This is a genomic window from Massilia brevitalea (assembly GCF_030711405.1).
In the GTDB taxonomy this organism is placed as follows: Bacteria; Pseudomonadota; Gammaproteobacteria; order Burkholderiales; family Burkholderiaceae_D; genus Telluria; species Telluria brevitalea.
In genome coordinates this window covers 152,966-173,894 of record NZ_JAULSI010000008.1, presented here as the reverse complement: position 1 = coordinate 173,894, position 20,929 = coordinate 152,966, and the positions used below count along the sequence as shown (strand labels likewise).

The following is a 20,929-nucleotide window of genomic DNA, read 5'->3' as shown; positions in this document are numbered from 1 at the left end:
CACTCTACAGGAAAGAGTGTTGCACTTGGTTTTAGAGACTGCCTTTAGAACAAAATCCCGATTGAGACCGATCTCGAGTTCATCCAAGATTCCAGAAACCCGCCAATCGGTAGCTACCCGTTTTTCATTATGCACGTATGTTCCGTACAACCATGCAGCTAATCCTAGTACTGCTATCGTCCAAGTCAGTACAATAATTAGGCGTAAAAGCTGATAAGACTCCTTCGTTGGTAACTTAGCGAAAATTTTCTTTCTTAAAACGTCGCGGTACACCACCAAAAATATTCCAAGACTAACGCCCGCGATGCCGCCAACTTTCCCAAGCGCAACGAGATCTATCATGGCCGCCACCTGTCTTTTGGTTATAGAGCGAGAAACAACAATACACTTTCCTCCGGTCTTGCGTAGCGTTGCTACGTACAATCTCCGGCGGATGTTGCCCTTGCTGCAATTATTGCAAACGATTCCCAAATCGTCGTCATTTCAACTTCTGCCGCTTAAGCTCTCGCTCGAACTCGGAGAAATTATGTTGCCGATATGCAGACACCATCCGAAAGACACTATCTTCTTTCAACGCCATTAGCTCCGTGCGCTCCTTTCGTAAGACGGCAACAATGTCGTCGTCTGTTAGTGTTCGATGGTTTCCGATTGTGGTCGTGATCGCGTCTACTACATCGGTTGCATAAATCGCGGTCTCGGCAGCCCGCCTGTGCTCAGCCCCTGCCAACGTCTTCAGGCCGCAAGCATTGATCACGGCGTTTGCTCGTGCTCTTTGGCATGCAGTCCCTCTTGCTTCAAAGAACAGTCCTTCGCGAATGAGAATATGACTGGAGTAGTGATGAACATAGGGATGCACCCAGAGATAGTCGTCGGACCCGAGCGGATGCGTCGGCCGCGAGGGGCCCGTTTTTCAGCACGTCGAGGTCCAGCTTGTTTCGATTGCATCGCTTGCAACTCGCCACTAAGTTCATCCGCTCGTAGGTGAATCGCGCGTAAGGGGCAACTCCCTTTGGAAGAATGTGATCCAAGTCATGGAGCCCGAGCTCCTCTGAAATCTTCCTTCGACAATAAGCGCAGGCACTCCCTTGGCTCCTAATAACTTCGGCCCTGAGACGTGTTCGCAGATCGCTGAGCGTCCGCTTGGTCCAGTCTGTCGCCTTTTTCTTCTTGGTGTATTTATCAACCATTACTTGATCAGTCGGACTCCATGAGCAGATCGCAAGCTTTTCATATCCTGGCGTGCTCAAGGCTTTACTCCACTGATGCGGCAGATGGACGCGATCACCTGACGAGCGACATCGTCCTCAGGCAATGTCTCTAGGAGCGGAATCAGGCGCTTTGCGATCTTTTCGAGCGCAATTGCATTCTTTGAAGCCCCGTCTGCGATCAAGGCCATTGCCGACTCAATTTTTTCAACAACGGCGGGCGCTCGCGTGCTGGGCAAGCCGAATACGTCCTCGAGCACATCCGTCGCCTCCCACCCCACAGGGACATCCATAAGTCCTACTTCCACTTTTCTGTCGCTGATAAGGCGCAGACCGATCAAGTCCGCGTCCTTCGCGCCCAGGCTGCTGACGAGCAGTGGTGAATGGGTCGCCAAAAATAAATGGCATCCTTTGCAATGAGATATGCCCCTCAGGAAGTCTGCGATATATTCCCGCTGCCAGGCCGGATGCAGTGCGTTCTCAGGCTCATCAACTAAGAACAACGAGCGGTCCCGCGCGGCAAACGCGGCAGTCGCAAGCGAAGAGAAGAGTCCCCATTGGCCTGCGCTGTATGCATCAGCGCTTCGCGCGTCACCGCGACCGTCCACGAGCGCGAAGTTCTCCAGACGCAGGAACCCGGCGACAAGTCCGAAGTGAATAACGCGGGGAGAGAACTTTGCTCCAAGTACTGGATCAGCCGCACTAAGGTCTAATTCCACTTGCAGCCGCCCTCGTGGCGCCTTCCTTATGAATAGGTATAGCCGCTCTGCTTCATGAAGCAACGCGCTGTCACTGAGTGCGCGATAGACTTGATCTACGAAGCGCGGATGCTGTCTAAGTCCCGGGGGCGAAGCAGGGTACTTCAAGTACGCGTCAAGTGTGAGAAGGTCCTTACTGGGCCGAGCCAGTCCTAGTGACGGGCGGTGCGCCAACGTCACGCTCAGCTTGTACGGGACGGTGGTCTTCTCAGAAAGCTCTGGAATGAAGGCCGATACCGACGCCGGGGCCACGTCGAGTTGCATGACCTCAGCCAACAAGGTCTGAACACCCTGTGTTCGGCTAACGATGTTTCTGCCAGTCCGAGGCCCTACGTACGCGTATTGCGCGATGTCATATCTGGTCAGCAGGCGGGTCTCGCCGAAGTTTGCGCGCGCAGGAAACCGATCTGTCGCTGCCGAAGATACAGCCACCACTCGAGCCGGCAGGGCAACAGTCCATTCGGTAGCGCACGTTGGCAGACCAGACGGGCGCTTGTCGTCCGGGGCTCTATCAAGCCCATCCTCCAGGAGACCGCGCAGCACCGAGCTCTTCTGCGTCCCATTGACGCCTAGAAGGACGGATACGCGATTTTTTTGGCTGCTCCCTTTCAGTTGAATGCTCTGATCCAGATGGAACGGAAGCGCGAAGGAACGAACGAGTGTCATAGGCCTCCTAACCTTTAGATTTCTTTGATTATTGACGCAGATTGAACCAAGCGGTATCTCCGATGAGTGCTTGTTTTAACGTCTCCTGAGTCAATCCAGCACCCATCGATGTTCCTGATGCAAGTACGCATCCACAGCCTCGACATCGACGACAAAAGCCTCACACCATGCCCGCAATTTCGCAACGTGCTCCGCTCCATGACGCTCGCGCTTGCCAGCGAATGACCGGTTCTGGCCGATTGCGGACGGCCGGCACTGCTCAGTGTACTCGGCTGTTGCCTGCTGAGTAACTACAAGCTTATTGCAGGCGCGCTAATAAGGCGCTCAGGCCTGGCCGAGCGGGACCTGGGCGTCGGCTTCGTCGGCGGCCAGGCGCGCGATCAGCATGGCGAGATCGTGCTCGAGGCGGGCGAGGGTGGCCGCGTCCAGGCTGGCCAGGGCGTCAGGCAGCACGCCGACGAAAGGCTGGGGTGCGCGCTGCAGTACGGCGTCGGCGGCGGGCAGGGTGCGCAGGGCGACGCCGCGCCGGTCCAGGCCTTCGCGCGCGCTGGCGATCAGGCCGCGGCTGCTCAGTGCGCGCACCAGGTTGCTGGCGGTGGACTGGTGGATGTCGAGGGCGCGCGCCAGTTCGGTCACGCCGATGCCGGGCGACTGGGCGATCACCGACAGTGCCCAGAGTTGGGCCCCGCCCAGGCCGGCATCGCGCTCGACCTGGCGGAAATGGCTTTTCACCGAATTGAAGACGATGCGGAATTGGCGCAATACCCGGGTTTCGGGAGCGAGCCCGTCTACCTCGCCTTGGTTGTTCTGTTGGGACATATCATTATCATAGCGGAAACCGTTCTAATTTTGGTAACGCTGCACGCGCGCCGTTGCAATCCAGGAACTTGGCCGGGGTCGGCTATACTTGCCATTCAGCGCAATAGCGGGCGCAACGCAGGCGCAATTCGAGCGCAATACAGCAGGCAAGGACATCAGTGGACCAGGAAGAACAACAAGAGCGCGGACAAGAACGCGGCATCCGCCGGCAGGCGATAACACTCCTCAGCAGCGCAGGCAACAGGGCGCAGGCGGGTTTCCGGCACGCCCTGGGCATCCTCGGCGGGCGGCCGCGCTGGCAGCAGGCGGTGCTGGTCGGGCTGTGGGCCTTCGCGGCGCTGCTGATCGCGCTGCTCGTCTATCTGATGATACTGATCCCGCTCACGCCGGGCATCGCCGACCTGAAGCAGGTGAGCAGCGCGCGCCCCAGCGTGATGGTGTCCAGCGACGGCAAGGAACTGGGCACATTTGAACAGGGCCTGCAGGAGCGCGTGAAGCTGTCGCAGGTGTCGCCGCACGTCGTTACCGCCCTGATCTCCACCGAAGACCACCGCTTCTACGACCACCACGGCGTCGACTTCACGCGCATCGCCGGTGCGCTGGTGGCCAGCCTGAAGGGCGACGCCCAGGGCGGCTCGACCATTACCCAGCAGCTGGCGCGCAACATGTTCCCCGAAGAGATCGGCCGTGCGCGCAGCATCAACCGCAAGCTGAAGGAACTGATCACCGCGATCAAGATCGAGAACACCTACAGCAAGACCGAGATCCTCGAGGCTTACCTGAATACGGTGCCCTTCCTGTACAACGCGCGCGGCATCGAGATGGCGGCGCGCACCTATTTCGGCAAGCCGGCAGCGAAACTGGACGTGCTGGAAGCGGCGACCCTGGTCGGCATGCTGAAGGGGACCTATTACTACAACCCGGTGACCAATCCCGAGCGCTCGCTCGGCCGCCGCAACGTGGTGCTGGGCCAGATGTACAAGCACGGCGCCTTCGACGAGAAGCGCTTCAAGGCGCTGACCAAACGCCCGCTGCGCCTGCGCTTCGAACGCCAGCTCGACCGCAGCGGGCGCGACAACCACTTCACTGCCTACGTGCGCAAGTGGCTGCTCGAATGGGCCGACGAGAACGACTACGATCTCCAGCTCGACGGCCTTCGCATTGAAACCACGCTCGACGCCGATCTGCAGGCGGCGGCGCTGCGCGCGGTGGAACGCCAGGCCGGCGCGCTGCAGGCGGTGGCCGACGTCGAATGGGCAAATCCCGGGCTGCCGAATTCCAGCTCCACCAGCACGTATACCGCGATCCGCCCGAACATCAAGCCCTTCGATTACTACTGGCTCTCGCACGCGGCGCAACTGGACGCTTTTGTCCGCGAAAGCGGCGAGTACCGGCGCGCGGTCGAAGGCGGCGAGGCGCCGGCCGCGGCCCTGAAGCGCCTGAAGGGCGACCGGACCTTCATGCGCGGACTGAAGGAAAGTAAATCGCGCCTGGAGGCCGGCTTCGTGGCCATGGATCCGGCCACCGGCGAAGTGAAAGCCTGGGTCGGCAGCCGCGACTTCGCGCGCGACCAGTACGACCACGTGGCCCAGGCCGCGCGCCAGCCGGGATCGACCTTCAAGCCCATCGTGTATGGCGCGGCGCTGGAAAGCGGGATTCCGCCCGAGCAGACCTATGTCGACACGGTGATGGAATTTAAAATGGGCAGCGGCAAGGTCTGGCGCCCGACCGACATGTCGGGCACCAGCGGGCGCCAGATCACGATGCGCGAAGGCCTGGTGCACTCGAAGAACACGATCACGGCGCAGGTGATGCAGGACGTCGGCCTGCCGTCGGTGATCAAGCTGGCCAAGGGCATGGGCATCCGCCAGAGCAAACTCGATTCGGTGCCGTCGCTGGCCCTGGGCACCAGCCCGGTGACGCTGCTGGAAATGGTGAACACCTATTCGACGATTGCCGCCCAGGGCGAATACCGCAAGCCGGTGTTCGTGCGCCGCATCACGGACCGCGACGGCAAGGTGCTGGCCGACTTCGCCGCCGCCGCGCCGGAACGCGCCATGTCGCAGGAAGCCAGCGCGACCCTGATCGACATCCTGCGTGGGGTGGTCAACCGCGGCACCGGCACCGCGGTGCGCTACCGCTTCGGCATCAACGGCGACGTGGCCGGCAAGACCGGCACCACCCAGAACAACGCCGACGGCTGGTTCATCCTGATGCATCCGAACCTGGTGGCCGGGGCCTGGGTCGGCTTCAACGACAACCGCGTGACCATGCGCAGCAATTACTGGGGGCAGGGCGGGCACAACGCGATCCTGCTGGTCGGCGACTTCTTTAAGACCGCGCTCGACGACGACAAGATCGACAGGGATGCATTGTTCCCCGGCGGGCGCAAGCCGGAGCCGGTGCATCGGCGCGCGGAGCCCGAGGAAGAGTTCATCGATGAGGATGAGCTGAACGAGGGCGTGCCGGCGGACGAGGCGGTCGAGGTGACGGCGCCGGTGGAGGACGAGGCGGTGGAAGTGGAGACAGTGCCGGAGGAAGAGATTGCGCCGCCACCGCCGCCGCCGACGCCGATTCCGGCGCCGGAATATTGATGCGCTCAGCGAAGCCGGCGGCTTCAACGGTATGGCGGGTGTTTATTCATCGCCGAAGTCGATGGCTTGAACCGTACGGTGGGCACTCCGTGCCCACGCGGAACCTCGCAGCGCGATAACGTTCAACCCCACCGAAACNAATATTGATGCGCTCAGCGAAGCCGGCGGCTTCAACGGTATGGCGGGTGTTTATTCATCGCCGAAGTCGATGGCTTGAACCGTACGGTGGGCACTCCGTGCCCACGCGGAACCTCGCAGCGCGATAACGTTCAACCCCACCGAAACGCAAACGCCGCGTTGACGCTTCCAGATGCGTCAACGCGGCGCTTCTTCTTCGATTATCTCAAACGCCGACATGATGCTGACCGTACGGAGTGCCCACCGTACGGTCAGCGCTACGGGCCGATGCAGGCTTTACAAAATCGGCGTCCCGCCCGTCACGGCAATCCGCGCACCCGAAATATAGCTCGCCCCGTCCGACGCCAGCATCACATACACCGGCGCGACTTCCGCCGGCTGCCCCGGCCGCTTCATCGGCACCTGCGAACCAAAGCTTTCCACTTCCTCCGGCGGCATGGTCGACGGAATCAGCGGCGTCCAGATCGGCCCCGGCGCCACCGAATTGGCGCGGATGCCCTTGTCCGCCAGCAGCTGCGCCAGCCCGGCCGTGAAGTTGGCAATCGCGCCCTTGGTGGTGGCATAGGCCAGCAGGGTCGGCTTCGGTTTGTCGGAATTGATCGAGCTGGTGTTGATGATCGACGAACCCGGCTGCATGTGCTTCACCGCCGCTTTGCAGATGTGGAACATGGCCGTGATGTTGACCTGGAAGGTGTAGTCCCACTCTTCCTCGGGAATGTCTTCGATCGATTCGCGCGTCATCTGGAACGCGGCGTTGTTGACCAGCACGTCGATGCGGCCGAAGGCCTGCACCGCCTGGTCGACGATGGCGCGGCAGTGGGCCGGGTCGGCGATGTCGCCCGGCACCAGTACCGCCTTGCGGCCGGCTTCCTCGACCAGGCGCGCGGTTTCCTTCGCATCGTCGTGTTCGTTCAGGTAGGCGATCAGCACGTCGGCGCCTTCGCGCGCAAAGGCGAGGGCGACGGCGCGGCCGATGCCGCTGTCGCCGCCGGTGATCACGGTGGCCTTGCCATCGAGCTTGCCGGACCCCTTGTAGCTGGTTTCGCCATGGTCGGCCTTTGGCGTCAGTTCTGCTTCCGTGCCGGGTGGCTGCTGTTGTTGCGTGGGCTGGTTCATCGAACGTTGCTCCTCAAATAAAACGGTGGTTGAAACGGCGCCCTCAGCTACCCTTGGCCAGGCTGCGCAGGGCTGCCGGTGGCCGGACCCGGCCCTCGGCCGGCAGTTCGGGTGCGGCGTCGACCAGCGCTTCCTGCAGCAACAGCTGCTGGGCGCGCGGCGCGGTCGAGATCTTCAAATCGGCGAACATCTGCATCGACGCCAGCAAAATCGCCTGCTGGGTGTTCATGAACAAGTCGTAATCGGCCGTCTGCATGGTGTAGACGACTTCGTACTCGATGAAGTTCTGGTCGTACTTGCTCAGGTGAGCCCGGCCGAAGCTGACCTGGTCCATGCCCTCGATGATGCCCTTGACGGCATCCGGCACCCTGGCCGCCAGGGCTGCCGGCGTCTCGGGATGGGCGCGCAGGTTGAACACCACGCGGCGCGTTTGCATGCGCTTGAAGTTCGACACCGTGTCCTTCAGCAGCGAGGCGTTCGAGATCACGATCTGCTCGCCGCTCGAGGCGCGGATGCGGGTGGTCTTCAGGCCGACCTTTTCCACCGTGCCCGAGATGCTGCCGGTGGAAATGAAGTCGCCCACTTCGAAGGGTTTGTCGAGCGCGATCGACAGCGAGGCAAACAAATCGCCCAGCACGTTCTGCACCGCCAGCGCGATGGCGATACCGCCGATCCCGAGACTGGCGACAAAAGTGCTGACGTCGATCCCCATGTTCGACAGCAGGGCGAGGGCGAAGATGACCCAGACCGCCGTCTGCAGCACCCAGATGATGAGGGTGTGGGCGATGGTCACCTGGCCGTCGTTGCCGTGCTGCGAATGGGTCTGGAAGTAGCGGCGCGCGGTGACTTTCACCGCATTGTGCAGGTAGATCGCCAGCTGCAGGCCGAGGGTCAGGAACCACAGGTGGCCAACGCGCGCGTTCCAGGGCGGCGGCAGGTCGAGGGCGGAGAGGCCGATCAGGATGGCGGTGGCCAGCACCACCAGGTTGCTGGTGCGCGCCAGGGTGCGGCGCAATACTTCGGCGACCGGGCGGTGGGCGGCTTCGTCGCTCAGCTGGTCGAGACGGCGCCGGAACAGCACCAGCGCGGTGTGGATGGCAAGGAAAGCGGCCACTGCCAGGCCGGTGGCGAACAGGGCGTTCGTCAGCGAGATGTCGAGGGATGCGATAAAGGCGCGGATATCCACATTGGGCTCCTTTCAGGGAAGAGGTGGCGCAAGGGCGCGCGGATGGACTGCAACGTGCGCAGCTGAACAAGTAGCTGCAGGGCGCGGCGGCGCAGTGGCGCCAGGTGCGCTGCCGCGGCGGACGAAGGCGATGTCCGCCGCGGCATGGGGTGGACGCGCGCGGCGTCCGAAGGGAACGCGGGGCTTATTGCTTACCGAGGTGTTCGCGCACGGCGCTGACCGAGGGACCGACGGCCTTGACGGCCTTTTCGAGTTCTTCCTTGGATACGCCCAGGGCCTCGGTCCAGTGACGGACTTCGTAATCCTCGTGCACGTTGATACGGGAACGGTCTTGTTGGCCGCGGTTTTGCAGATTGTCGGACATGATGGCCTCCTGTTGACGAGTTTGTAACAAATATGCCAGCGGGCCCGAGCGTGGTCGGTTAAGCACCTCACCTTGGGCTTGCATTTCTTTTAAGAAGCTCTACCGCAAAAGTTCCCGTAGATCAGGTACGAAGTTTGAGCAAGCTCATCGTCTATGCAATCCGCCTGCGATCCATTTCCAGCCAGACTCAGCAGTAAGTTTGGCGTAAGAAGCCGGCACGAGCATCGTTGAGTCGCCTGCGCACCATTTTGGTGCGATTGGGCAACTCATCCGGAGGCTTACATGAAGAACCGAAACGGCTTGCCGCAGTCAATCGTTCGTACCGCCCTGGCCGCCGCTGTCGGCGCCGCCTTGCTGTCGGCCTGCCAGTGGCCCGGCGGCGCCGGCGTGGACCAGTTGAACGACCTGCGCGGGCCGACCCGCGACCTGACCGTGGAACTGCGCGAAGGCACCAACATGGCCGCCGCGCCTTCGCCCGACGGCAAGCGCATCGTCTTCTCGGCCCAAGGCGCGCTCTGGGTCATGCCAAGCAGCGGCGGGCGCGCCGTACGCATCACCGGTTACCATCTGGAGCCGACCGCGCCGGTCTGGTCGCCGGACGGCAAGCGCATCGCCTTCCAGAACTATTCGCCGGAAGGAAATTTCCACGTCTGGACCATCGCGCCCGAGGGCCAGGACCCGCGCGAAATCACGGCCGGCCCCTTCGATGACCGCGAACCGGCCTGGCTGCCCGACGGCAGCGGCCTGGTGTTCTCTTCGGACCGCAGCGGCGACGGCCAGTACAAGATCTGGAGCGTGGCGCTCGGTGGCGCCGCGCCGGTGCAGCTGACCACCGGGCCTGGCGCCGAAAGCAACCCGGTGGTGTCGCCGGACGGCAGGCGCCTGGCCTACGTCGATGGCGCCAACGTGCTTACTGCGCCGATCACCGGCGGCGCCCCGACACTGGTCGCCCCCGGCACGGCGCCGGCCTGGACGCCGGACGGCAGCGCCCTGGTCTACCAGAACGCGGCGCGCCAGCTGGTGGTGGGCAACAGCCAGGTCACACAGGATGAAGACATCTTCCCCTTCCCGGCGCGCTTCCTGCCCGACGGCCGCTTCCTGTATACGAGCGATGGCAGGATCCGCACCCGCGACGCGGTCGGCGGCGCCCGCGCCGACGTCGACTTCCGCGCCGAGCTGAAGCTGCGCCGTCCCGTGTTCAGGAAGCCGAAAGACCGTGGCTTCGACAACCTCGCTGCACGCCAGGTGGCCGGCATCAGCGCGCCGGTGCTCTCGCCGGATGGCCAGAGCATCGCCTTTGTCGCCCTCAACGATGTCTGGACCATGCGCATCGGCGCCGATCCGGTGCGCATCACGAACGATCTCGATCGCGACGCGAATCCGCAGTGGACGGCGGACGGCCGCGCGGTCTACTTCTCGTCCGAGCGCGCGAATGCCGGCCAGCTGGCGGTGGACCAGGTCGACCTGGCCAGCGGCACGCGCACCCGCCTGGCGGCGATTCCCGGCCGCTCGATGGTCACGCCCAGGCTGTCGCCGGATGGCGGCCGCATCGCCTATACCACGCTCTCGGGCCAGCTGGAAATCTGGAACCGCGCCACCAGCACGCCGGACACCATCATCGCCTCGAACAGCACCCAGGTGAGCACGCCGCAGTGGACGCCCGACGGGCGGCGCATCCTGCTGGTCGATAACGAGCGTATCAACAACCGCTTCCGCGAGGGCTACAACAAGCTGCGCGTGATCGACCTGGCCAGCCGCACCGCTACCTTCTATCCGGTTGCGCCGGCGCCGCAGCAGATCGCGGAACGCGACGAGGGGGCGGCCAGCCTGGCGCCGGACGGCAGCAAGGTTGCCTTCATCATGGATTCGCGCCTGCACGTGATGCCGCTGGACGCCAACGGCGCACCCACCGGGCCGGCGCGCCAGGTGACGGACGACATCGCCGACCTGCCGGTATGGGGCGGCGATTCGCAGACCATCCTGTACAAGTCGGCCGAACGCGTGCGCACCGTGCGCGCCGACGGCACCGACGTGCGCGACATCCCGGTAAAGCTCGAATGGCGCCAGCAGGCGCCGCAGGGCCGCACCCTGGTTCACGCCGGTGCGCTGTGGGATGGCGTCGGGTCCGGGCTGCGCCACGATGTCGACATCGTGTTAGAGGGCAATCGCATCGTCTCGGTGGCGCCGCACACGGACCACGAGGCCGGTGCGCACGTGGTCGACGCCAGCGGCCTGACCGTGATGCCGGGCCTGACCGAGACCCACCTGCACCCGCTCACCCTGTACCAGGGCGGCCAGTTCGGCCAGATTGCGCAGCTGATGCTGTCCTACGGTGTGACCACCGCACAGTCGGTGACCGGGCCGCTGCACCAGAGCGTGGAGATGCGCGAGGCGCTGGAAGCCGGGAAGCTGATCGGGCCGCGCCTGTTCATCTCGCCGCCGCTGTGGGAGGGCAACCGCCTGTTCTACAGCTTCGCGCGCACCCTGCGCACGCCGCAGATCGCCCAGCTCGAGATCGACAAGGCGAAGCGCATGGACGCCGATTTCCTGAAGAGCTACGTGCGCGCGCCGATTCCCATCATGGAACGGATCGCGCAGGGCGCGCTGGACCTGGGTGTGCCAAGCGGGACCCACATGGTGCAGCCGGGCGCGGCCACAGGCCTGCTCGGCACCACCCACCTGTCGGCGACCCAGCGCATGGGCTATGGCTGGTCGAAGTCGCTCGCGCGCCTGATCACTTATCAGGATGCGGCCGAGGTGTATGGCAAGGGCGGCTTCAATTTGATCGACACGCTGTTCTCGAGCAGCGCGCTGGCCGGGCTGGACCCGGGCATCGCCCTCGACCCGCGTTTCATCCTGGTGCCGCCGAATTTCGTCGCCGGCCTGCAGAACGCCGCACCGCCGACCGCCGCCCAGATCGCGACCATCGTCAACGACGCTACCCAGCAGGCCAAGGTGAAGGCGGCCGGCGCACTGGTGGCCAACGGCACCGACTCGCCGCTGGTGGTGCCGGGCATCTCCCTGCACCTGAACCTGCGCGGCGCGGCCCTGGTGCAGGGCAACCTGGCGGCGCTGCAGTCGGCCACGCGCGACGCGGCGAAGATCGCGCTGGTCGGCGACGACCTCGGCACGGTCGAGAAAGGCAAGCTGGCCGATTTGATCGTCGTGAACGGCAATCCGCTGCAGGACCTGAAGGCGGCGGCCGACGTGCGCCTGGTGATCAAGAACGGGCGTGTGTTGACGCAGGACGAGATCCTGGCGCCGGCGCGGACTAAGGAACAGGTCGAGGCGCGGCGCCTGGCCCTGCAAGCCCAGGAAAAGCTGTGCCGCGAGCAGCCGCATCGCTGCAACGAGGAGGAGGGTGGCCATGCGCATTGAATGAAGAACTGGATCCCTCACTCCTCCGTGGCGTTTTGAGGTACGCTTGTCATATCAACACCACGGAGGAGACAACGCATGACCTATGAAACGACCCAGCCGGAGCGCAGCGCGATCGACGCCGCCTCCGGCGTCACCGCCCTCGACTTCGGCACCAACTGGTGCGGCTATTGCCGCGCCGGCGAGCCGCTGATCGACGCGGCATTGAAGGACTATCCGCAGGCGAAGCACATCAAGGTCGAGGATGGCCCAGGCCGCCCGCTGGGCCGCTCGTTCCGCATCAAGCTGTGGCCGACCGTGGTGGTGTTGAAGGACGGCGTGGAAGTGGCGCGCGTGACCCGTCCGGCCGATGCCGATGAAGTCAAGAACGCGTTGGCCAAGGCGGCCAACCCATGAGCGCCGTTCCGAAAAACCGCGCGCGCACGGTATTGTTCGCCAGCCTCATCGGCACCACCATCGAGTTCTTCGACTTCTATATTTACGCCACGGCGGCGGTGCTGGTGTTCCCGAAGCTGTTCTTCCCGGGTTCGGACCCGACCGCGGCCATGCTGCAGTCCTTCGCCACCTTCGCGATTGCCTTCTTCGCGCGGCCGATCGGCTCGGCCGTGTTCGGGCACTACGGCGACCGCATCGGCCGTAAAGCGACGCTGGTGGCGGCCCTGCTGACCATGGGCATCTCGACCATCGTGATCGGCCTGCTGCCGACCTACGCCGCCATCGGCACCATGGCGCCGCTGCTGCTGGCCTTGTGCCGTTTCGGCCAGGGCCTTGGCCTGGGCGGCGAGTGGGGCGGGGCCGTGCTGCTCGCAACCGAAAACGCGCCGCCAGGCAAGCGCGCCTGGTACGGCATGTTCCCGCAGCTGGGCGCGCCGATCGGCTTCTTCCTGTCGGGCGGCACCTTCCTGCTGCTGACGCAAACCCTGAGCGAAGACCAGTTCTTTGCCTGGGGCTGGCGCGTTCCCTTCCTGGCCAGCGCGATCCTGGTGGCCGTCGGCCTGTACGTGCGCCTGAAGATCACCGAGACGCCGGACTTCCAGAAGGTGCTGGACCGCGGCGAGCGCGTGAAGGTGCCGGTGGTGGCCGTGCTGCGCGACCATGGCGGCCCGCTGGTGCTGGGCACGCTGATGGCGCTGTCGACCTTCGTGCTGTTCTACCTGATGACGGTGTTTGCGCTGAGCTGGGGCACCACCAGCCTGGGCTTCTCGCGCACCGAGTTCCTGTTCATGCAGCTGGGCGCGGTGGTGTTCTTCGGGCTGACGATCCCGCCGTCGGCGCTGATCGCCGACCGCTACGGCCGGCGCGCGGCGATGATCGCGGTGACGCTGGGGATCATCGTCTTCGGCCTCACCTTCGGCCAGCTGTTCGTGTCCGGCCACACGGGCACCGTGATGCTGTTCATGATCATCGGCCTGGGCCTGATGGGGCTGACCTACGGGCCGCTCGGCACGCTGCTGGCCGAGCTGTTCCCGCCGGCGGTGCGCTACACCGGCGCCTCGCTCACTTTCAACCTGGCGGGTATTTTGGGCGCCTCGCTGGCGCCCTACATCGCGACCAAGCTGGCAACCGAGTACGGCATCGCGTCGGTGGGCTGGTACCTGTCGGGTGCGGCGCTACTGAGCCTGGTGGCGCTGATCCTCACCACGGGCAAGGCGCGCGAGCACGTGCGCGAGAAGGCGGTGGCCGAGTAAAACACGCGGCGCCGCCATGCTGTGAAGCTGGCGGCGCCAGGTTGACCTGTAGAGGATGTGAAAAAATCGTCAGGGCAAGGCGCCGAGTCGAAGACAGTACGAGCGTACGGCGAGACGAGGCAACGCAGCCATGGCGATTTTTCCACATCCTCGTAGGGTGGGCCGGGCCGCGCTGGGCACTCGTGCCCACGCGGTCGTACTGCGGTATGCCGCGACGTTTGCGAACATCTGCGTACGACCGCCTTCCGGGCCATGAACCGCTTTTCGACATGCCCCGGTGCTACCGCGTGGACTCGGGAGTCCACCCTACGAAACCCAAGCCGCACCGGCGCGGCCATCAACCAATCAGAACGAATACACCAGCGTCAGCGACGTCTGCGTATCGGTATTCTTCTTGTCCTCGGGGACGTTGGTGTCGTTGCGCGCGCTGAAGGCGGCCTTCATCTGCATGGTGTCGTTGATCTTGGTGCTGAGCGCCGATTCCGCGATCGAGTGCACGTTCGAGGTGCCGCGCTCCACGCTCACGGTCTGGACGAATGCCGCCGAGGGGCTGACCTGCCAGCGAAAGCGCGCCGCGCCGCGTACGGTGAAGCCGTTCTCGGTGTCGCCAGTCTCGCGCTGGCCGGTGAAGTAACCCGGACCGATTTCCACGTCGAGCGCCTTGGTGTCGGTATTGAACAGCTGCGAGCCGTGACCGACCGCGAACGAGGAATAGCGCGTATAGGCGCCGAACTTGTCGTTCACGTGCGACCCCAGCACAAAGGCGCGCGAGCCTTCCTTCATCAGCTTGTAGGCGGCCTTGGCCGACAAGGCCCAGCGCTCGGCCGAACGCTGGCGATAGCGTTCGCCGTCGTCGTCGGTGATCTCGTCTTCCTTGAAGAAGCCGCTCAGGATGTATTCGTTGCTCCAGTCGGCGGTCTCGTGGCGCGCGTCGATCTTGCCGGTCACCGAGGTGCCGGTGGTGTTGCCGGTGGTGGTGATCGCGCCCAGCTCGGCCGATGTGAACCAGCCGCCTTCGGGGATGGTGTCGGGACGGGCGACGGTCAGGCCATTGTGGATGTTGCCGATGGTCGGGAGCTCGTCGGCAGCGCCGCCGGCGGCAGCTGCGACGCCGTGTGCGGATGCCAGCAGGGCCAGCGCGTACAGGGAAAATGATTTCATAAGCATCGTTGCATCAAGGCTGTGCGGCCCGTGGGCCGGCACCTGCCGGTCGTTCATTCGTTCGAGGGAAGGAGCGCCGGTGCACGCCGTGCGGCAGTGGGCTCGGCCAACATTGTATCCCAGAAGCAGCGGGCGCACGCGCATCCGGGCCGAGGAAAGCCGTCTTGCGGCGCATAAACGACTCAGCTGTCGCACACGGCAGGCAGCAGGCCCGCCGGCATTGACAGGCCGCCATCAGGTGCCGATATAGACGATCTTGAAGATGAACAGCGCCGCGATAATCCAGACCACCGGCTTGACTTCGCGGGCGCGCCCGGTGGTCAGCTTCAGGGCTGCATACGTGATGAAGCCGAAGGCGATGCCTTCCGCAATCGAGTACGTGAACGGGATCACCAGCGCCGTGATCGCGGCCGGGATGCTCTCGGTGGTGTCGCCCCATTCGATGTCGCCGAGGTCGCGCAGCATCAGGCAGGCCACGAACAGCAGGGCAGGGGCGGTGGCGTAGGCCGGCACCACGCCGGCCAGGGGCGCGATGAACAGGCAGGCCAGGAACAAGACCGCCACGGCCAGGGCGGTGAGGCCGGTGCGCCCGCCGGCCTGCACGCCGGCCGCGCTTTCGACGTAGGCGGTGGTGCTGGAGGTGCCGAGCAGGGAGCCCGCGACGATCGCGCCGCTGTCGGCCAGCAGGGCCTTGTTCAGGCGCTCCATCTTGCCCTCAACCAGCAGGCCGGCGCGGCTGGCGACGCCCATCAGGGTGCCGGTGGCGTCGAACAATTCGACCAGGAAGAACACCAGCACCACGTTCAGGATGCCGACCGAGAGCGCCTCGCGGATGTCCAGCTTGAACAGGGTCGGGTCGATCGAGGGCGGGGCCGAGAACACCCCCTTGAAGGTATTCCCGCCGAAGAAGAAGCTGAGCACCGTGACCACGATGATGCCGATCAGGATCGCGCCGCGCACCTTCAGGCGGTCGAGCGTGACGACCAGGATGAAGCCGATGATGGCCATCACTGCCGGCGGGGCATGCAGGTCGCCGGCTTTCACCAGGGTCGGCTCGCTGCCGACCACGATGCCGGCGTTCTTCAGCGCGATCAGCGCCAGGAACATGCCCAGGCCGACCGTGATCGCCACCCGCAGCGAATGCGGGATGCCGTTCACGATCATGCCGCGCAGGCCGAACACCGACACCAGGATGAACAGGCAGCCCGAGATGAAGACGGCGCCCAGCGCCGCCGGCCAGGATATGCCCATGCCCAGCACCACGGCGTAGGCGAAATAGGCGTTCAGGCCCATGCCCGGCGCCATGCCGATCGGGTAGTTGGCGTACAGGCCCATGACGGCGGTGCCGAGGGCGGCGACGAGGCAGGTGGCGACGAACACCGCCTCCTTCGGCATGCCGGCGTCGCCCAGGATAGAGGGGTTGACGAAGATGATGTAGGCCATCGTCAGGAAGGTGGTCAGGCCGGCGAGCAGCTCGGTGCGGACGTCGGTGCCGCTTTCCTTGAGTTTGAAGTAATTGTCGAGCATGGGCAGCGCTGCTCCGATGTCAAAATGGTTGGCGGGATGGATGGGCGAAGCATACACTGCCGCGCCCTGGCCCGTCAGCAAGCTTGCCTGAACGGCCATAAAGCATGCCAGTTCGGCTCCCGGTTGTCGCTTGGCCCGATGTAAATATTCTTTCCTTGATTTATGTTGCAGCATTGGTATCATCGAATTGCTGGCTGTCATGTCGACGGCCGCCATTCTGTGAGCCCGCGATGCGAATCCGTGCCTACCTGTACCTGATGGCCGCAGCAATCATGATACCGGTCGTCCTGTTCGCGGGCCTGGCCCTGCGCCTGCTGCAGCAGGCCGAGGCCGACGCCGTCCTGGCGGACATCACCCACACGGCGCGCCGCGTGGCGCTGCTGGTACAGGACGAGCTGGCCGATACCGAAGTCCACCTGCGCACGCTGGCCGCCTCGCCGGCCCTGGCCCGGGGCGACCTGGCTGCCTTCCGCGAAGAAGCGGTGACCACGCCGCACGGCACCTCGACCTGGATCGTCCTGCTCGACGAACAGGGACGCCAGCTGATCAACACCGTGGCCCCGGCCGGCACGCCGCTGCCGCCGGAACCGGCCACGCCGAGCGTCGCCGCCCTGTTCAGCCGGCAGCGCGCCGTGGCCACCGACCTGATGCCGGGGCGGGTGAGCGGGCGCCTGATGACCTACCTCGCCATCCCGGTGCAGGCCGGCGGGCGCCGCTACGCGCTGGCCGCGGGCTTCAGCAACGAACACTTCCGGCCGCAGCTGGGCCAGGACAGCGTGCCGGCCGACTGGCAGGTCGACCTGGTCGACCGCAAGGGCAAGCTGATCGCCTCGAACCTGGGCTCGGTGGAGCTGGCAGGGCAGCCCGCCGCACCGGCGCTGGCCGCAGCGGCGGCCGGCGCCGCCGAGGGCACGCTCGAACTGGCCATGCGCCGCGGCGAGCCTGCCCAGGCCGCGTGGGTCCAGGTGGGCTCGTCGGGCTGGACCCTGGCCGTGGCGGCGCCGGCCGCCGCGACCGGGCTGGCGCACGCCGGCAGCGCGCGCCAGCTGGCCGGCGCCGTCCTGCTCGCTGCATTGGCTTGCGCGGCGCTGCTGGCGACCTGGTTCGCGCGCATGCATGCGCGTTCGATCGGGCTGGCGGTGGACGCCGCGGTGGCGCTTGGCCATGGCGTGCTGCCCGATACGAAGGGCTCGCACATCTTCGAGCTCGACCGCCTGCTCGACGCCTTGCGCCATGCCGGCGCCGAACTGCGCCGCGCCCAGTCCTTCCGCGAACACGCCGGCAACGAACGCCAGCTGCTGCTCGAACGCGAGCAGCAGGCGCGCCAGATGGCGGAAGAGGAAAACCGCGCCAAGGACCAGTTCCTGGCCATGCTCGGCCACGAGCTGCGCAATCCGCTGGCCCCGATCGGCACCGCCGCCCAGCTGCTCAAGATGCCCGGGCTAGACGTGCACCGCGCGCGCTACGCCGCCGACGTGATCGGGCGCCAGATCGAGCACATGAACCGCCTGCTGAGCGACATGCTCGACGTGTCGCGGGTCACGCGCGGGCTGGTCACGCTGAGCGTGGAAGACATCGACCTGCGCACCGTGGTCGAACGCGCCGTCGAGCAGACCCGGCCCCTGATGGAGGAATGCCAGCACCGGCTCGAGCTGCGCCTGCCGAAGCACCCGTTGCTGGTGCGTGCCGACCAGACCCGCCTGACCCAGGTGGTGGCGAATTTGCTGACCAACTCGGCCAAGTACACGCCGCCGCGCGGCCACGTCCAGCTGAGCCTGGGCAGCGCCGGCGACGAGGCCACGCTCACCGTGGCCGACGACGGCGAGGGCATCGCCCCGGAACTGCTGCCGCGCGTGTTCGATTTGTTCTCGCAGGGCGAACGCAAGCCCGACCGTCCCCAGGGCGGACTGGGACTGGGCCTGGCCCTGGTGCGCAGCCTGGTGCAGCTGCACGGCGGCAGCGTCGACGCCAGCAGTCCCGGGCGCGGCGGCGGCAGCATCTTTACCCTGAAACTGCCGTTGAAAATCGAGCTGCCGGCCCTGAGCCGGGCGCCGCTGCCGGCGCGCCCGGCCGAGACAGGGGCGGGCGCGCCCCAGCAAGCCTTCCAGCCAGCACTCCAGGCTGCGCCCCAGAACGGGCTGAGGATCATGCTGGTCGACGACAACATCGACGCCGCCGTCAGCCTGTCGCTGCTACTGGAAGCGGCCGGCGACCACCTGGTGTCGACCTACTACGATGCCGCCAGCGCGCTCGAATGGGCCGCCTTCGAGCGTCCCGACGCCTTTATCCTCGACATCGGCCTGCCCGACATGAACGGCTACGAACTGGCACGGCGCCTGCGTGCGCTGCCCGAATTTTCCGGCACCATGCTGATCGCGCTGACCGGCTATGGCCAGCTGCAGGACAAGGTGCGGGCGCGCGAAGCCGGCTTCGACCTGCACATCGCCAAGCCGGCCGAACCCGAAGCCATCCTGGCGGCGCTGGCCCAGGTGCGCGTGGCGGGCGCCGAACATCCGGGCGAACGCACCGACGAACGCGTGAATTAGATGATCGATCCACGCGCCCGATTTGCTAACATGGCGCCTTCATCATTCGAGACCCATGCCCATGCCGAAAAATAAGAAGCCGGTGCCGCGCAAAGGCGCCGCATCCAGCGAGTCAGCCAACGAAGCCGACCTCGACGCCCTGGCCCAGGCCCTGGCCGACCTCGCGCTCGAGGTGGCCGAGGGCGAGGAGAACGACCCCGAACTGGCCGCCGCACGCGAAGAGGAACTGGTGGTGGCGGTGCGCAAGGCCCTGCGCCGCAAGCGCGACGAGGTGCTGTACGGCGCCATCGAGCTGGCCCGCTATACCGATCCCGAGGCCTGCCGCCTGCTGCGCGCCCACGTGGGCGAACAGGCTGCGACCCTGCACCTGCGGCGCGAAGGCGAGCCGGAACGCGAGATCGACGCCTTTCTGATCCCGCTGTTCGTGCGCAGCAGCGGCGGCCTGGTGGCCGGGGAAACCTTTGCCGACGATGCCGCCTACGAGGAACTCGCCGCCAGTTTCGTCGCCGCCGACCTCGACAGCAAGGATGCAAAGGTGGCGCTGGTGCGCCATGCCTACGACCTGGCCGAGATCGACCACATCCCTTACAGCGCCTTGCAGGAACTGCTGCGCGAGGCAGCCGCCAGCCTCGGCAGCAAGAAGCCGGTGCCGGCGCCGCTGCTCGAAGCGAGCATCCGCGGCTGGAGCGGCGAGCGCTTCGCCCCCGACGAAGAAGCGATGGAGCTGCGCTTCCTGCTCGGCTTTTCCATGAAGCGCGTGGGCGACCCGTTCTACGACGTGCCGAAGGACGAGATCGGCGCCGACGTGTATTTCGCCGAGCGCATGCGCCGCTACCGCGCCTGGACCGAACGCGTGACGCCGCTGGTGGCGCGCTGCCTGGCGGCCGACCCCGAGCGCCTGTCGATCAGCTTCCTGTACCAGGACCTGTTCTACAGCGCCAAGGAGCAGGGCGTGGCCGAGCTGGCGATGCTCGGATTGCTGGCGGAGATCAACGGCCTGCTGCTCGAAAAGGAACTGGCGCCGGACGCGGTGCGCGCCGTGGTGGCGCCGGTCGACGGCGGCGACCACGCCACCTTGCGCGTGAACCTCTACGCGCTCGACGGCGGCCCGCCCTGGGGCGGGGTGAGCAAGCCGGTGGACCTGGCGGCCGACCTCGGCGCCGAGGTCGACGAACTGTGCGATGCGCTCGCCACAATCGGCATCGACGATGTCTCGACCGCCGACGGCTTCAGCGAGGACGGTCATCCGGAGGGCGCGCAGCCGTATCCTAACGAAGAGGCCTGAATAAGCAAGCCCGCATAAACAGCCCCGCCAGCCAGGCCTGGCGGGGCGTTCGCCTCCTCACAACGCCCCCGCTGCAGTGCAGCATTCTCAGCTGTATTGACTCCTGAGCGCATGCATTTCGCACGGTCGTTCCTTCCCGCTTCGCCTACATCCTCTCCATCGCTGCCCGACGGCGAAGAATCCGCCGAAAACCGCCTGCGCAGTGAATCTCACGGCCGCGCACGGTTGCACAGCTCAGCAATATGGACGAGTTTTCGTAGTTGTTTTTCTTGTATCGAAGTAGGACTATCCCTACAGATGAGGCAGCGCAACACCAGGCTCTCCTATGAGAAGGCGATTACTGCTGAGCCAAGATTGTTTCCTCAGCCGAAGCTTGCCATGCATAACTGAAAATAATGGCAAATTTGCATGTTACGATTGTCCGGTCCGGTGTAACGAACAAGCTACAACGAGGGCCGCTGCGCGATGCGCCAGCCCCCGGACATGCTTGCCTTACCC

The 20,929-nt window shown here is 65.1% G+C and carries 15 protein-coding genes; 6 read left to right on the top strand and 9 right to left on the bottom strand.

The window, feature by feature from the left end; genetic code table 11:
- The 4 genes from QWL29_RS07215 to QWL29_RS07205 form a co-directional block, all read right to left on the bottom strand.
- Nucleotides 1–342, bottom strand: a 342-nt coding sequence (locus QWL29_RS07215; RefSeq protein WP_305822207.1) for a hypothetical protein, incomplete at its 3' end; no start/stop codon positions are given.
- 452 nt (nucleotides 343–794) lie between these two features.
- Complete coding sequence (locus QWL29_RS26755; RefSeq protein ID WP_370663674.1) at nucleotides 795–1,187, bottom strand: HNH endonuclease; 393 nt, start codon at nucleotides 1,185–1,187, stop codon at nucleotides 795–797.
- 56 nt (nucleotides 1,188–1,243) lie between these two features.
- Nucleotides 1,244–2,629 (bottom strand): AAA family ATPase, encoded by a 1,386-nt coding sequence (locus tag QWL29_RS07210; RefSeq protein ID WP_305822206.1) that lies wholly within the window; start codon nucleotides 2,627–2,629, stop codon nucleotides 1,244–1,246.
- A gap of 324 nt (nucleotides 2,630–2,953) precedes the next feature.
- The gene (locus tag QWL29_RS07205) at nucleotides 2,954–3,448 is read right to left on the bottom strand and encodes a MarR family winged helix-turn-helix transcriptional regulator (RefSeq protein WP_305822205.1); all 495 of its coding nucleotides are present in this window, start codon (nucleotides 3,446–3,448) and stop codon (nucleotides 2,954–2,956) included.
- Nucleotides 3,449–3,606: 158 nt separating this feature from the next.
- On the opposite strand from QWL29_RS07205, the gene QWL29_RS07200 reads away from it, so the two are divergent.
- The gene (locus tag QWL29_RS07200) at nucleotides 3,607–6,042 is read left to right on the top strand and encodes a penicillin-binding protein 1A (RefSeq protein WP_305822204.1); all 2,436 of its coding nucleotides are present in this window, start codon (nucleotides 3,607–3,609) and stop codon (nucleotides 6,040–6,042) included.
- A gap of 414 nt (nucleotides 6,043–6,456) precedes the next feature.
- On the opposite strand, the gene QWL29_RS07195 is transcribed toward QWL29_RS07200, so the two are convergent.
- From QWL29_RS07195 to QWL29_RS07185, 3 genes are all read right to left on the bottom strand, one after another.
- Complete coding sequence (locus QWL29_RS07195) at nucleotides 6,457–7,296, bottom strand: glucose 1-dehydrogenase (protein WP_305822203.1); 840 nt, start codon at nucleotides 7,294–7,296, stop codon at nucleotides 6,457–6,459.
- Nucleotides 7,297–7,339: 43 nt separating this feature from the next.
- Entirely contained in the window at nucleotides 7,340–8,482 is a 1,143-nt protein-coding gene (locus tag QWL29_RS07190; protein WP_305822202.1) for a mechanosensitive ion channel family protein, read from the bottom strand.
- 184 nt (nucleotides 8,483–8,666) lie between these two features.
- Nucleotides 8,667–8,846 (bottom strand): DUF3606 domain-containing protein, encoded by a 180-nt coding sequence (locus QWL29_RS07185; RefSeq protein ID WP_305822201.1) that lies wholly within the window; start codon nucleotides 8,844–8,846, stop codon nucleotides 8,667–8,669.
- A 282-nt stretch (nucleotides 8,847–9,128) separates the two neighbouring features.
- Between QWL29_RS07185 and QWL29_RS07180 the strand changes: the two genes are divergently transcribed.
- From QWL29_RS07180 to QWL29_RS07170, 3 genes are all read left to right on the top strand, one after another.
- On the top strand, nucleotides 9,129–12,224 hold the full coding sequence (locus tag QWL29_RS07180; RefSeq protein WP_305822200.1) for an amidohydrolase family protein: 3,096 nt from the start codon (nucleotides 9,129–9,131) through the stop codon (nucleotides 12,222–12,224).
- 78 nt (nucleotides 12,225–12,302) lie between these two features.
- Entirely contained in the window at nucleotides 12,303–12,620 is a 318-nt protein-coding gene (locus tag QWL29_RS07175) for a thioredoxin family protein (RefSeq protein ID WP_305822199.1), read from the top strand.
- Nucleotides 12,617–13,912, top strand: coding sequence for an MFS transporter (locus QWL29_RS07170; protein ID WP_305822198.1), 1,296 nt, complete (start codon nucleotides 12,617–12,619; stop codon nucleotides 13,910–13,912). Before QWL29_RS07175 ends, QWL29_RS07170 begins: the two co-directional genes overlap by 4 nt.
- A 345-nt stretch (nucleotides 13,913–14,257) precedes the next feature.
- Here the strand turns inward: QWL29_RS07170 and QWL29_RS07165 are convergent, their stop codons facing one another.
- Nucleotides 14,258–15,073 (bottom strand): DUF481 domain-containing protein, encoded by an 816-nt coding sequence (locus QWL29_RS07165; protein WP_308635035.1) that lies wholly within the window; start codon nucleotides 15,071–15,073, stop codon nucleotides 14,258–14,260.
- A 234-nt stretch (nucleotides 15,074–15,307) separates the two neighbouring features.
- A complete protein-coding gene (locus QWL29_RS07160; RefSeq protein ID WP_305822196.1) occupies nucleotides 15,308–16,600 on the bottom strand; it encodes an NCS2 family permease in 1,293 nt (430 codons plus the stop codon).
- Nucleotides 16,601–16,830: 230 nt separating this feature from the next.
- Here QWL29_RS07160 and QWL29_RS07155 point away from each other — a divergent pair, with 230 nt between their 5' ends.
- A complete protein-coding gene (locus QWL29_RS07155; RefSeq protein WP_305822195.1) occupies nucleotides 16,831–19,146 on the top strand; it encodes a hybrid sensor histidine kinase/response regulator in 2,316 nt (771 codons plus the stop codon).
- A 61-nt stretch (nucleotides 19,147–19,207) separates the two neighbouring features.
- Nucleotides 19,208–20,431 (top strand): hypothetical protein, encoded by a 1,224-nt coding sequence (locus tag QWL29_RS07150; protein WP_305822194.1) that lies wholly within the window; start codon nucleotides 19,208–19,210, stop codon nucleotides 20,429–20,431.
- Nucleotides 20,432–20,929: the final 498 nt, after the last annotated feature.

Bases quoted from the DNA above. Each gene is read 5' to 3' on its own strand.
- QWL29_RS26755 (WP_370663674.1), bottom strand. From the start codon at position 1,187: ATGGTTGATAAATACACCAAGAAGAAAAAGGCGACAGACTGGACCAAG.
- QWL29_RS07210 (WP_305822206.1), bottom strand. From the start codon at position 2,629: ATGACACTCGTTCGTTCCTTCGCGCTTCCGTTCCATCTGGATCAGAGC.
- QWL29_RS07205 (WP_305822205.1), bottom strand. From the start codon at position 3,448: ATGTCCCAACAGAACAACCAAGGCGAGGTAGACGGGCTCGCTCCCGAA.
- QWL29_RS07195 (WP_305822203.1), bottom strand. From the start codon at position 7,296: ATGAACCAGCCCACGCAACAACAGCAGCCACCCGGCACGGAAGCAGAA.
- QWL29_RS07185 (WP_305822201.1), bottom strand. From the start codon at position 8,846: ATGTCCGACAATCTGCAAAACCGCGGCCAACAAGACCGTTCCCGTATC.
- QWL29_RS07180 (WP_305822200.1), top strand. From the start codon at position 9,129: ATGAAGAACCGAAACGGCTTGCCGCAGTCAATCGTTCGTACCGCCCTG.
- QWL29_RS07175 (WP_305822199.1), top strand. From the start codon at position 12,303: ATGACCTATGAAACGACCCAGCCGGAGCGCAGCGCGATCGACGCCGCC.
- QWL29_RS07170 (WP_305822198.1), top strand. From the start codon at position 12,617: ATGAGCGCCGTTCCGAAAAACCGCGCGCGCACGGTATTGTTCGCCAGC.
- QWL29_RS07165 (WP_308635035.1), bottom strand. From the start codon at position 15,073: ATGAAATCATTTTCCCTGTACGCGCTGGCCCTGCTGGCATCCGCACAC.
- QWL29_RS07160 (WP_305822196.1), bottom strand. From the start codon at position 16,600: ATGCTCGACAATTACTTCAAACTCAAGGAAAGCGGCACCGACGTCCGC.
- QWL29_RS07155 (WP_305822195.1), top strand. From the start codon at position 16,831: ATGCGAATCCGTGCCTACCTGTACCTGATGGCCGCAGCAATCATGATA.
- QWL29_RS07150 (WP_305822194.1), top strand. From the start codon at position 19,208: ATGCCGAAAAATAAGAAGCCGGTGCCGCGCAAAGGCGCCGCATCCAGC.